The 14,118-nt window shown below is 37.7% G+C and carries 9 protein-coding genes; 8 read left to right on the top strand and 1 reads right to left on the bottom strand.

Annotation, left to right across the window (positions count from 1 at the left end):
- Positions 1–446: 446 nt before the first annotated feature.
- Positions 447–1,640, bottom strand: a complete 1,194-nt coding sequence (locus tag AC07N0_RS12835; protein WP_494589481.1) for a DUF418 domain-containing protein — start codon at positions 1,638–1,640, stop codon at positions 447–449.
- A gap of 731 nt (positions 1,641–2,371) precedes the next feature.
- Here AC07N0_RS12835 and AC07N0_RS12830 point away from each other — a divergent pair.
- The 8 genes from AC07N0_RS12830 (at position 2,372) to AC07N0_RS12795 (ending at position 13,787) form a co-directional block, all read left to right on the top strand.
- A complete protein-coding gene (locus AC07N0_RS12830) occupies positions 2,372–6,229 on the top strand; it encodes a pyruvate carboxylase (protein WP_494589480.1) in 3,858 nt (1,285 codons plus the stop codon).
- Between the two features lie 381 nt (positions 6,230–6,610).
- A complete protein-coding gene (locus AC07N0_RS12825; protein WP_494589479.1) occupies positions 6,611–7,204 on the top strand; it encodes an RNA polymerase sigma factor in 594 nt (197 codons plus the stop codon).
- Complete coding sequence (locus AC07N0_RS12820) at positions 7,201–7,662, top strand: hypothetical protein (protein ID WP_494589478.1); 462 nt, start codon at positions 7,201–7,203, stop codon at positions 7,660–7,662. The genes AC07N0_RS12825 and AC07N0_RS12820 overlap by 4 nt, the downstream gene beginning before the upstream one ends.
- A 17-nt stretch (positions 7,663–7,679) precedes the next feature.
- Positions 7,680–8,138, top strand: coding sequence for a hypothetical protein (locus tag AC07N0_RS12815; protein WP_494589477.1), 459 nt, complete (start codon positions 7,680–7,682; stop codon positions 8,136–8,138).
- 175 nt (positions 8,139–8,313) lie between these two features.
- Complete coding sequence (locus AC07N0_RS12810; RefSeq protein WP_494589476.1) at positions 8,314–8,697, top strand: hypothetical protein; 384 nt, start codon at positions 8,314–8,316, stop codon at positions 8,695–8,697.
- Between the two features lie 245 nt (positions 8,698–8,942).
- Positions 8,943–9,332, top strand: a complete 390-nt coding sequence (locus AC07N0_RS12805) for a BlaI/MecI/CopY family transcriptional regulator (RefSeq protein ID WP_494589475.1) — start codon at positions 8,943–8,945, stop codon at positions 9,330–9,332.
- 1 nt (position 9,333) lies between these two features.
- Positions 9,334–10,977, top strand: coding sequence for a M56 family metallopeptidase (locus AC07N0_RS12800; RefSeq protein ID WP_494589474.1), 1,644 nt, complete (start codon positions 9,334–9,336; stop codon positions 10,975–10,977).
- 395 nt (positions 10,978–11,372) lie between these two features.
- The gene (locus tag AC07N0_RS12795; RefSeq protein ID WP_494589473.1) at positions 11,373–13,787 is read left to right on the top strand and encodes a TonB-dependent receptor; all 2,415 of its coding nucleotides are present in this window, start codon (positions 11,373–11,375) and stop codon (positions 13,785–13,787) included.
- Positions 13,788–14,118: the final 331 nt, after the last annotated feature.

The raw sequence follows: 14,118 nt of genomic DNA, 5'->3' as shown, positions 1-14,118 counted from the left end.
AGAACTGCAAGTTATCTTAAAAGTAGTGGAAATAAAAACAGGGGCATAGAAATTAAAAATTGGCTTGACGCAGAAGGCTATAGGTGGTCGGTCTTCGGATTTCGGTCTTCGGATTTGGGATATAGGTAGTCAGTTATCAGATTTCGGTCTTCGGTTGTAAGATAAATGCGAGAGTTGTTAGTTAGTGATTGAGTAAATGGTGAATGAGTGAGTTAGACGCTAGGGGCTTCGGCTTAATTTACAATCCACTAACTTACTATTCTATATTGTAAACCCTTTCTGATTCAACGTTTCCTTTCTAATTCAACGTTCGCCCAGAGGGCTTATGCGAATAGGCGTCACTCGTAAAATACGAGCGACTGCGCGAGACTAACTCACAACTCGCTCAATCACAATTCACTAACTCACTCAATCACTAACTCACTCAATCACTAACTCACAAATCCCTATTGCCACTTCAAATAAGTAGCAGAACGCCAAAGCCATTCCATAGGTCCATATTTAAACTTACTCAGCCACCACTTACTGAATACAATCTGAAGACAAAAAATTACGATACCTATTCCATAGCACCAAGCAGGACTAATGTCGCCAGCCAACCCAAAACCTATGCCATAAAATAGCATCACGCCAATAGCACTTTGTAATAAATAATTGGTTAATGCCATTTTGCCAATGGCTGAAAAGTTAATTAGTACGCCAATCATGTATTTTTTACTAAGCCATAGCGACATCCCTGTGATGTAGAAAATCGTCATTAATAGTGAATGTAGCGAAAACAAGAAATTGCCAACCATGCCAAACCATTTTGGCATTTTGTCCCAAAGCTGTGCAATATCAATCGTTAAAAAGAAGGCAATGATAAAAACATTCACCCCGATAGACCACCACATTGTCTTTTTAATCAGGCTTTTGTTTTCGGTTAAGTGTTCAAAAATCTTGCGTTTGCCCACCAATAGCCCCAACAAGAAAAAGCCGAACGTCACGAAAATCCTTCCTGATTCCCATTGAAATCGGGCTTTGAATTTAAAGTCTTTAAAATTTTGCACGATTACTTCGGCATACGTACCTTTCTTTAAGGTATAATAACTTTTGGCAGTTTCTTTCTCTGACTTCGCTTGTTCAGCTTTTTGTTCTTTTTCTGTTTTTGGCTTTTCAGGAGGTTTATTATAGGCTATTACTTCATGGATAAAACTTGGGACATTCAGCGTAAAAAACAAAATCGCTATTAGCAAAATCTTTTCGCTGGCATTTCTGAACAGTATCATAAAAAAGCCAAGGAAGGCGTAAATGCCCAGAATGTCGCCTTTCCAATGAATATGATGGATAAAACCGATGATAAATAAAATGATGAGACGCCACATAAACCTAGGCAAAAAACGGTTGTCATCTTCTTTGCGTTGAAGCAACTGTATCGCAAAACTCACCCCAAAAAAGAAGGAGAAAAAAGTATAGAATTTGCCCGAAATAAAAATAGCATCGATATAATTGACAATAGTACTCCCTATATCGGTTTGGTATTTTTGCCATACTTCGTTAGGGATAGCCCCTGCAATAAACCAGCCTCCGATATGTGCCAGAATAATACCTAATAAGGCAAAGCCCCTCAGGGCATCTACCAGCAAAATTCGTTGTTTCATAGTATAAGTTTTCGATTGTAAGATAGTACTTTTTACAGAAAACAAGATGCTGATAGTATGAAAAAAGTTGCATGCAGAAATCTTTGCAGAACAATAATTAGCTACAGATAATTTATACCTAAACCAATGCCATAGAGGGTCATGCTGGCTTTATTTCCTTAGTCCAATTTTCATACTCACTTTTGCACAAACATGACAAAAAAAATGGCTATATATTAATATACCTGTAACCATTTCTGAACACAGAAATAGCTACAGGTAGTAAATGGTGTATTAGTGAATATTTTGCTCAGCTTTTAGTAGATGATATAGTGATGCGTTTTTATTTAATGAAAATTTATGGTATCTGTTAAAAGTGGTTAACAATCATCGCTATTCTTTTTAAAGGTTTACTTTAGTAGGATAAAGGTATTTGAAGCCTAAAAACCCCCAAATGATTTGCATTTCATATAAATATGATTTTCGTCAGGTTTATTTTAAATGAATATTTTATGCTAGTCTTTTTCAAAATAGTACCTAAACACAACAAAATTGTAACTTTCTAATATATGCCAAATTTTCTTGTGCATATATAAGAAAATACCCAATTTATTTTTGATTTTTGTATGATTTAATATGTTTTTGTTTCGTAGATTATAATTTATTAATAATTATCAATAAGTTGTGATTTCTATAACACATTGACGATTCAATTAAGCAATTACCAGTAACCGACAACCAATCTCTGAAATATGGCTCAGCCTTACGTCCAAAAAATCAACAGTCTCTTGGTAGCCAATCGTGGTGAAATAGCTATCCGTATTATGCGTGCTGCCTCTGAACTAGGTATTCGCACCGTTGCCGTTTATACGTTCGAAGACCGTTACTCTCTTCACCGATACAAAGCCGACGAGGCTTATCAAATCGGGAAAGATGACGAACCATTAAAGCCTTATTTGGATATTGAGGGAATCATTCAGCTTTGTAAAGAAAAGAATGTAGACGCAATTCACCCAGGGTATGGCTTTCTTTCTGAAAACGTTACGCTGGCACGTCGTTGCCGTGAAGAAGGCATCAAATTTATTGGGCCCTCGCCCGAAGCCATGGATGCCCTTGGCGACAAAGTAGCCGCTAAAGTAGCTGCTAGGAAAGCGCAGGTTCCGATGATTGAAGATTCGAAAGAAGATTTAATCAATTATGATATTGCCCTTTCGGAAGCACGTAAAATTGGATTCCCCGTAATGGTAAAAGCTGCTGCTGGTGGCGGTGGACGAGGAATGCGTGTTGTACGTGAAGAAGAGTCTTTAGAAAAGGCATTCAGCGAAGCGAAAAACGAAGCGAAAAATGCGTTTGGTGATGATACTATTTTTATCGAAAAATTTATCGACCAACCAAAACACATTGAAGTACAGTTATTGGGTGACCAACATGGAAACCTTGTACACCTTTACGAACGTGATTGCTCGGTACAACGCCGTTTCCAGAAAGTAGTTGAAGTAGCCCCGTCTTTTGGTTTGAAAGAAGAGACCCGTCAGAAATTATACCAATATGCTTTATCTATCGGTAAAGCCGTAAATTATTATAATGCTGGTACCGTAGAATTCTTGGTGGATAAAGACGAAAACATCTTCTTTATCGAAGTAAACCCACGTATTCAGGTAGAGCATACTATCACAGAAGAAGTAACGGGTATTGATATTGTAAGAACGCAAATCTTGATTGCCCAAAACTACAAGCTTTCAGATAGCAATATCTTTATCCTGAAACAAGAAGATATTCCATTGAATGGTTATGCTATTCAATGTCGTATCACTACGGAAGACCCTGCTAATGGTTTCAAACCAGACTTCGGGACAATTATCGCTTACCGTAATGCGGCAGGGTTTGGTATTCGTTTAGATGAGGGGTCGTCGTATCCAGGGGTAAAAATTTCACCTTACTTCGACTCGATGTTGGTGAAAGTATCTGCCCGTGGTAGAACGTTGAAAGGGGCGTCAGAACGTCTTTCTCGTGCTTTGACTGAATTCCGTATCCGTGGGGTAAAAACCAATATTCCATTCCTTAAGAACGTAATTACGCACCCAGTTTTCCAAAAAGGAAAATGCGTAGTACAGTTTATCGACTCGCATCCTGAATTATTCGACTTTAAGACTTCAAGAGACCGCTCTACCAAAGTATTGCGTTACCTTGGTGATGTAGTAGTAAATGGTAATCCAGATGTAAAGGTTAAAAACGAACGTACTTTCCGTACGCCAGTAGTACCTGCGTTCAATCCTTTCTCTGAACATCCAGCAGGCAACAAGCAATTGTTGGATTCGATGGGTGCTGATAAATTCAGTCAGTACATTAAAGAGCAAAAGCAGATTTTATATACCGATACTACTTTCAGAGACGGTCACCAATCGTTATTAGCGACCCGTGTACGTACGAAAGATATGGTAGCGGTAGCAGAAAGCTATTCTAAGAACTTCCCACAATTATTTTCAATGGAAGTTTGGGGTGGTGCTACTTTTGACGTAGCGATGCGTTTCTTGAACGAATCTCCTTGGAAACGCCTTGAAGAATTCCGCGAAGCCATGCCGAATATGCTTTTGCAAATGCTTTTCCGTGGTTCAAATGCGGTAGGATATTCTGCATATCCAGATAACTTGATTGAGAAATTCGTAGAAAAATCTGCAGCAACGGGTATTGATGTCTTCCGTATTTTCGACTCACTAAACTGGGTTGAAGCCATGAAGGTTTCTATCAAAGCCGTTCGCGAGCGTACTAATGCCATTGCCGAAGCATCTATCTGCTATACGGGGGATGTATTTACGAATCAAAAATATTCTTTACAGTATTACCTAGATATGGCTCGTCAGTTAGAAGACGAAGGAGCGCATATCTTGGCAATCAAAGACATGGCTGGTTTATTAAGACCTTACCAAGCACAGCTATTAGTAACGGAATTAAAGAAAGCCCTTTCGATTCCTGTACACTTACACACACACGATACTGCCTCGATTCAGGCGGCTACTTATTTAAAAGCCATTGAAGCAGGCGTTGATATTGTTGACTGTTCATTAGGGTCGATGTCGGGCTTAACGGCACAGCCCAACTTCAACTCTATCGTGGCAATGATGCAAGGCAACGAACGTGAATGCCCAATCAATTTGCCATTATTGAACCAATATTCTAACTATTGGGAAGATATTCGTCAGCTATACTATCCGTTTGAATCCGAACTAAAAGCAGGTACTGCGGAGGTTTATGATAATGAGATTCCGGGTGGACAGTACACCAACTTGCGTGGACAAGCTATTGCGTTGGGCGTAGGTGATAAGTTTGAATTGATGAAGAGCAATTACATTGAAGCCAACAAATTGTTTGGTGATATTGTAAAAGTAACGCCTTCATCAAAAGTAGTAGGCGACATGGCTATCTTTATGACGGCTAATTCGTTAACGGCTGAAGACGTATATGCTAAAGGTGCAACGCTTTCTTTCCCTGAATCTGTAAAAGATTTCTTCAAAGGAGGTTTGGGTCAGCCTTATTTAGGCTTCCCGAAACAATTACAGGAGATTATCTTGAAAGGCGAAACACCTTTGACTTCTCGTCCGAATGATACCATCCCTCCTATCGACTTCGGTAAGGATATGGAAGATTTCAAGGCTAAATTCCCTGAAAGCGAGCAAATAGAATTGGATTATCTTTCATACAAAATGTATCCGAAAGTATATGAAGACTACTATAAAGCACAGCAAATTTATGGTGAGGTATCATTGATACCAACGCCTGCATTTTTGTATGGTTTAAAACCTGACGAAGAGATTTTGATTAACATCGATGAAGGGAAAACCATCATTGTAAAATACTTGTATCAATCTGAACCAGATGAATCTGGACTTCGTGCTGTTACATTTGAATTGAACGGACAAGCTCGTAGAATTAAAGTATTAGATAAAAATATCAAGATTGAACGTCCGCAACACATCAAGGCTACTAGTAAGGGAGACATCGGTGCGCCATTACAAGGACGTTTGAGCAGAATATTGGTAAAACCAGGCGACGAAGTGAAGAAAAATGCTCCGTTGTATGTTATCGAGGCCATGAAGATGGAATCTATCGTTTCTTCTCCTTTTGAAGGTATCGTTTCAAAAGTAGTATTGAACGAAGGAACTGTAGTAGAACAAGAGGATTTAGTATTGGCAGTTGAAGAAGCTACCTTACCAGAGCCTGATAAAGAGGAATTCTTGTTTGTATATGGAACCCTTAGAAAAGACTTCGGTAATGAATTGCACAAGTTAATCACGCGTAATTCTGAATTTATCGGCATGGCTACTTATCAAGGAAAAATGTATAATATCGGTGAATATCCCGGTATTGTACCTTCTGAAGATGAAAGTAGCAAAGTAGTGGGTGAATTATACAAATTATCGAATTCGATAAGATTAATCAGAATCTTGGATGAATACGAAGAGTTTTATCCAGAAAACATTGCTGAAAGTGTATTCGTAAGAAAATCTATTTTAGTAAGTATTAATGGAAAAGATTATGAATCTTATTCATATCTATACAATCGCCCAACGGATGGTTTAGCAGAAATTACTAGCGGTAACTTTTTAGCGTAATATCGTTGATAATATAAAACAGCAATAGCCTCGGAGAAATCTGAGGCTATTTTTTTAATTAGTTAATTAGCGAGTTAGTGATTGAGTGATTTTATATTTTACCTCTCAGGCAGTCGCTCGTATTTTACGAGTGAAGGCTATTTATAGGCTTCTAGCCTAAATATATAATGTGAGATTTTGGAAGCATATAAAATAATTAAAATTTCTATTAGGGTGTGACTTAAGTCACACCCTAATAGAAATTAACATAATACGTCTCCTAGCCCATAGGGGTGATAATAGTCGTCACTCGTAGGATACGAGCGACTGCATGATATCAAATATTTATCATTTTGATTAAAATTATTGCAACTTTAAATGTACTGAGCGGTCTAATCAATAATGAGTCATGCAAACAAAAATAATCTAGATGATCACCGCTTGGTATCTGCCGTACTAAACGGTGACCGCCATGCGTTTGGCTTGATTATCCGACAGACGGAAAGACTGGTGTCACAGATGACTTTTAAGATGATTAACAACCCCGGCGACCGTAAGGATATTGCACAAGATGTTTACCTAAAAGTCTTTAAAAACCTGTCTGACTTTCAATTCAAATCTAAACTATCTACGTGGATTGGCCAAATTACTTATAATACTTGCCTACAGTACATTGAAAAAAAGAAGTTGGTCTTATTAGAAAATTTTGGGCAAGACGATGATGCTACTGAAAATCAACTAAAAAGTGAATCGCATAATGATGTGGAAGAAGTATTATTGGGGAAAGAACTAGCTAACATTTTAAACGCTGAGATTGACCTGCTTCCTCCGCTTTACAAAACATTAATATCCTTATATCATCAAGAAGAACTGAGTTATATCGAAATTGCAGAGATTACTTCCCTGCCCGAAGGCACCGTAAAAAACTATATCTTCAGGGCTAGGAAAACATTAAAGGAAAGTATTTTATCAAAATATAAAAGGAACGAGTTATGATAACAGCACATCTCACCGAAAACGAGATTCAGCTTTATGTAGCTGAACCACAAGCCATCAGCAAAGCTCAGGTAACGCATATCCAAGGCTGTGCTATTTGCCGTACCAAAGCTACCAATTATGAACTATTATTTAAGGGCATTAGCGATGCTCCCCAGCCTACTTTTGACTTTGATTTGTCGGCATTGGTATTAACACAATTGCCTGTTGTCGTAGCAAAAAAAGCTTTCCCGTGGGCAACTTTGCTTATCTCCTTCTTATCAGTCGCCATCATTGTGGCGAGTATTTGTCTTTTCTGGACAGCCATACAAGCCGTTATGAAGGTAATGCCAAGCATTATGTTGTCCATTGCTGGTACAGGCGTAATCGTAATTCTGGCATTTCAGTGCATTGAGATGTTCAAACAACATCAAAAAAGAATGCAAGCTTTATTATTTCAAAAAACATTGCAACTTTAATCTGACTGGTCGGTCTAATGAGGTATAAACAATTAAAAAAAGACATGAAAAAAATATTAATATCGGCCTTATTGATTGCCTCTGCGCTGTCTACCAATGCTCAAAGTGAATTTGACCCACTAACCAACAAGACTACTTTTGAGGAAATGTTTCGTAGTGTGGTCATCTTGTTATTATGCTATCTCGTCACTAGTTTTATGCTGAACATCATCAAACTGTTCTTGGACGAACGTTTGAAAAAAAAGATTGTCGAAACTGGAACTTCCGAAGGAGTGATAGCCCAACTATTGCCCGCGAAAGTAGATGACAAGCATAGCACCTTAAAATGGTTTAGTGTACTAACTGCCATGGGGATAGCACTTACTATTATCGGCTTTACGCAGTTAGGCGGCATCTTTGCGGCGGCAATTATCGCCTTTAGTTTGGCTATTGGTTTTTTAGGTTATTTCTTCTTGGGCAAGTATCTGTCTAGGTAGGAGTTGTGAATTGTGAATGATGAGTTTTGATTAAAATACTAACAATCAATAATACGCAAAGCCCACGGGTTTTAAAGTTTTATTCCTAGCGAGGGACTTAAGTCCCTCGCTAGGGATGAATCGAGAACACTATGCTCTCAAACACTCTTTATCTATCATATTAACATTTAAAAAGATGACAAAAAATAATATCATCTTAACGATTACGCTGTTATCGTTAAGCATTAGTTTGCTCTATTTCCTGACTAAAAAAAGTGAGGGGAAAACCGAAATATATGTAAAAGAAACAAAAACAATTTATTCTTTTGGGGCAAGTTTCAACTCAGCTAAAATGCCAAGAATAACTAGTTATTTAAATAACTACCTTGCTCCAGAGGGCACTTTTGATGTTAACCAAAATTTTGATAAAGAGATTGTTTTAAAAGACAAAACTATTTTTCAGTTAGAAACTTCTGCAGGTGAAATAACAATAAAGGCAGATAAAAGGAATAATTCTGTTCATTCACTTGAGCGAATTAGGAAAATGTGTGTGGATATTAAAGATTTAATTGCTCAGTAATAGTGCGTTTTAAGCGAAAGCTTTTGACAAACTCTTTACTCTTTAGAGAGTATGAGGGTTAAGTCCCTTTCTATTAGCGGGTGACTTAAGTCACCCGCTAATAGAAAAAAGGTTATTTTCTACTCCCACCGAAACGTTACTGATACAGGAATCAGCATGAGGTTAAGCTTTCTCAAGCTCAAGGTAGAAAAAAAATCCTACCTTTTGTTTGCACGGTAGGAAAAATTTCCTACCTTTGTTTTGTCATGAATAAAAAAGAAGAACATAAGCTGGTAGAGCCTACCAAATCTGAACTAGAAATACTGCAAGTACTATGGGAAATTGGTCCTGCTACTGTACGGGCAGTAAACGACGAACTGGTAAAACAGAAAGACGTAAACTATGCTACCACCCTTAAGTTTATGCAACTGATGGCGGAAAAGGGAATGCTTATCAGAGATGAAAGTCAGATGAAACATATTTATTGCGTAGCCGAAGAGGAACAAAAAACCAAATCGTACTTATTAGAAAAATTTGTGGATTCGATGTATAAAGGTTCGGCAAGTAAACTGGTCTTACAATTACTTGGTAACAAAAAGAATTCGCAACAAGAGCTACAGGAGATTAAAGATATCATCAAAAAACTAGAGGAATAACATGGAAAATTTCACTGTCGCTTTAGGGAATACGCTGATAAACTCGCTTTGGGAAGGGGTAATACTAGCAACCTTTACAGGACTTATTATTGTGTTTACGCGTAAACATAGCGCCACTGTTCGCTATAACCTACTAGTAGCCAACATGTTATTATTTGTATCGGTTATTCTTATTACCTTTTGTTATGAATTGGGCAGTAATACGCTTGGGCATACGCTCAAGCAATTGGCAGTACCTATCAAACAAGGAATAGATACAAGTACTAAACAATCGACCACTGGCAGTGATGTATTCCAAACGATTCAGTTTTACATTGGCTCGCATACCCAAAAGATAGTGTTTATCTGGTTTCTAATTGTATTGATGCGTTGTCTTCAACTAGTGAGTGGCTTACATGAGCTTTACCATTTACGCCGTAATAACCTTTTTCCTGTTGATGAAGTTTGGGCAAAACGTGTGGCAACGTTAGCCAATTGCTTAGGCATCAGCCAAATGGTTGGCATTGTAGAATCTAGCTTAACCAAAGTGCCAATGGTGATTGGTCATCTAAAGCCTCTTATTCTAGTACCTGTAGGATTGATGGCTACTTTAACACCAGCAGAAATAGAAGCGATACTGGTGCATGAACTGGCACATATTAGACGAAGAGATTACCTTGTGAATTTGTTACAAAACTTACTTGAGATTTTCTTTTTTTTCAATCCTGCAGTACTGTGGTTGTCCTCGGCGATTCGGGCAGAAAGAGAGAATTGTTGCGATGATATTGCCTTGGCACAAACCAGCAGTAAGGTAGACTATATACGTGCCTTAGTATCTTGCCAAGAATATCAATTAGAAGCACCTGCCTATGCGATGGCTTTCCCTGGGAAACGTAGTCAGTTGATGGATCGGGTAAAACGCATGGCATCAGGCAATAATCAATCGCTTAATTTCAGAGAGCAATCTATCCTATTCATCACATTATTAACTACGGGACTATTAACTGCTGCTTTTACCAATGCTAAAGAGATAGCACATTTGGCAGTGGAAACGAAAGTAGCATTCAGTCATGCTGTAACAACTACGACTGAACAAACTACAATATCGGCAAAGCCAATAGTTAAACAAATTAAGCCTAAAGTATATACGACATCGGTAGAACCAAAAGCGCTAAAGGAGCTAAAAGAACTGCCAGAAACTAGCCTTAGTAAACACAAGAAAATGGCATTGGAAGATTCTATCAGACAGAGTAATCTAGCAACTTTGAAACCATTGTCTGTTCATCAGAAAGCACTTGGCCCATTAAATGAGAAACTGCCACCTTATAAGCCTTATAAGGCTGAATATAAGCCATATACCACGCAATATGATAACAAGAAGCCTGATATTGGTGCAGCAATAACGGCTGATTTGATTAAAGATAAATTAATCAATGCAGATGATAAAAATGCCTCTTTTAAACTCAGTGATTCTGAGATGATTATCAACGGTATTCGTCAGCCAGAAGAGGTTTTCAAACGCTATAAAGACAAGTTTGTACCACCACAAACTGAAGGTAAAAAAGGCACTTGGACGCTCTATAGCAATTATGTTACGACTACCACAACTAGCAATGTTTTAATCGTTTGGAATCAAAATAATCATCATAATGTGTGGGTGATTTAAAAAGAGTGAAGTTTTAAGCAAACATGATAAAATCATTTCCTATTAGCGGGTGACTTAAGTTCTATTGATTACCCACATCTTTTAAAAAAGTTGAAATGAAGATGTGATTATTGATAGAATTGCTTTGAATAGGCTTAAATCATCCTCCAAACCTCATCCCCCAGCCCCTTCTCCTTCAGAGAAGGGGAGCAGACTCTGGGTCTTAAAGCTCCCCTCTCTGAAGGAGAGGGGCTGGGGGTGAGATTGTTATACTTTGATTATCAGTTAATTATCAACTTTTGGTTAATCAGTAGGACTTAAGTCAACCGCTAGTAGGAAGGGTTTGCACTTAATAATGCTATGACGAGTTCTTTTATCTCTTTTACACAAACTAATAATTTTTAACACTAAATCTTATGAAATTAACATTTGTGACTTTTTTAGTCGCCTGCCTTTTTATTGCCTCTATTTCGCTAACAGCACAAACAATCAGTGGGAAAATAAGCGATGCCACCCAAAAGCCACTTGAAGGTGCGAGTGTATATTTAATGCAAGATTCTATCTTGGTAAAAACGGCACTCGCTGATGCAGAGGGACGCTTTTTGTTTGATAAACTAAAGGAGGGCAATTACCGCATTAATATTACCATGATAGGTTTTGCTTCATACAAAAGTGAATTATTAAAGCCCGATGCCGTGGTGACGATTGTGTTGCAACCTGCTAGTAAAGAATTGAATGAAGTAGTGGTTACTACTAAAAAGCAGTTCGTAGAACAAAAGATTGACCGTACCGTAATAAACGTTGATGCATTGATTAGTAATGCAGGGTCAACAGCATTGGATGTGTTGGAGAAATCTCCGGGTGTGACAGTAGAGCAAAACGGGGTAATTAGCCTGAAAGGGAAAGGCGGTGTAAAGATTTTTATTGACGACAAACCTACTTATTTATCAGGCGCTGATTTAGAAAACTACCTACGGTCGCTGTCGTCTGCTACCGTCGACCAAATAGAACTTATGAGCAACCCTCCTGCCAAATACGATGCAGCAGGGAATGGTGGAGTAATTAATATTCGCCTAAAACGGAACAAGACTAAAGGTTTTAACGGAGGTATTAACGTTAGTTATATTCAAGGAAAATATAGTAAAACCAACAATGGGCTTAATTTTACGTATCGTAATAATAACATTAACGTATTTGGCAATGTTAGTTTTAATGTTGCCAATGGCTTTAGTGATTTAGATATTAATCGTCATTTCTTTGATGAAGACGGCTCCCCTATTTCCGATTTTCTTCAAAATTCATTTATTCGTCGAATCTCTACAAGTAATAACGTAAAGCTTGGGTTTGACTATTATTTGGGCAAAAAAGATATTTTCGGAATGGTGATTAACGGACTAAGTAATGTAGGCGATGTTAATACTTTAAATAAAAGCCGTTTGTTCAATGTCTCAGGCATACTAGATTCTACCATCGTGGCTGTGAATAAAGAAAATAGAAACTTCAAAAATGGAGGTATCAATTTTAATTATCGCCATCAATACAATGATAAAGGAAGAGAATTAACAGCCGACCTAGACTACCTTCGCTATCAAACTCGTAGTAAGCAGTCCTTTGATAATACAGGTTACTTGCTTGATAATAGCGTAAGCAGTCATGATTTATTGACGGGTAACTTGCCCTCTAACATCAATATCTGGTCAGCCAAAACTGATTATACTCATCCACTAAGCAATGGTGTAAAGTTAGAAGCAGGTTTGAAAGCAAGCTTTACTGAAACAGACAATATTGCCGATTACTTTTATACGGTTGATAACGTAACAACACCAGATTATAACAAAACCAACCATTTTATTTATAAAGAACAGATTAATGCAGCTTATCTAAACGCCAATAAAGATTGGAAACGCTTTGCAGTACAGTTAGGATTACGTTTTGAAAATACCATTTCTAACGGACATCAACTAGGGAATATTCAAAAGCCTGATTCTACGTTTAAACGCAATTATAATGGACTATTTCCGACTTTTTATGTACAGTATAAGCTGGATACATCAGGCACTCAGACAATTGGATTTAATTATGGTCGACGTATAGACCGCCCCTATTATGAAGACCTTAACCCGTTTTTGTCTCCCTTAGATAAGTTTACTTATTATACAGGTAACCCGTTCTTAAGACCGTCTTATACCGATAATTTAGAACTAACCCATACTTGGAAAAACATCACGACTACCTTAAACTATAATAAAACCAAGGACGATGTGAACGAGACCATCGAGATCGTCAATGGTATTTATTATAGTAGACCAGGGAACTTAGGCACTGTTACTGTAAAAGGTATTAGCATAGATGGTAGCTTTGATTTAACCAAATGGCTTAACTTTCACCTTTTTGTGCGTGCCACCAATATCCATACTAATAGTACATTTTATACAGGTGCGCTCAATACACAGGGGACGTTCTATTTTATCCGTCCTATTTTCCAATTTAAACTCCAAAAAGGTTGGACAGCCCAACTAGACGGAGGCTACCAAAGTAAGGTAACCAATGCACAGTTTATCGCTTCGTCAAGGGGGAGAGTAAACATGGCAATTACCAAAAAACTTTCGCCGTCTGCCACGTTGAGTTTAGTAGGCAACGATTTATTCTATACCTTTAGAAATGCGGGAGAGATTAACAATTTAGCCAATACCAAAGCCAATTACCTGAATTTAAGCGATACCCGAACGGTTGTATTATCGTTTAATTATCGTTTTGGCAAAGCCATTTCTAATTTACGCAAACACAACGCCAATGGTGCTGAAAGCGAGCAGAATAGGGTGAAGAATTGATGGTGGTATCGTATATGACCAATCCCGAAGGGATGAAAGGATTATAGAAAATAATAATGATTTTATAACCTAAACCCTGAAAGGGTGATAGATACGGAGTTTTCTATCACCCTTTCAGGGTTTGCGGCTTGATGATTTCACTAAATGCTATAATTCTATCATCCCTTCGGGATTATTGTTCTGGTTTAAAATAGTTATACATTAGGTAAATTATACCCTTGCTCGGCGTAGTGTTTTCTATTAGCGGGTGACTTATTAAGATTCATAAAATAATCGTTCTTTTAAATTTGGGTAAAAATGATTAATTTTTGTCAAAAGACTCAAAGTCATG

It is taken from the genome of Arcicella sp. GW821-FHT09D11 (genome assembly GCF_059416265.1).
Note: the sequence above shows the minus strand (reverse complement) of the source record. Positions and strands in the feature narration are given on the sequence as shown.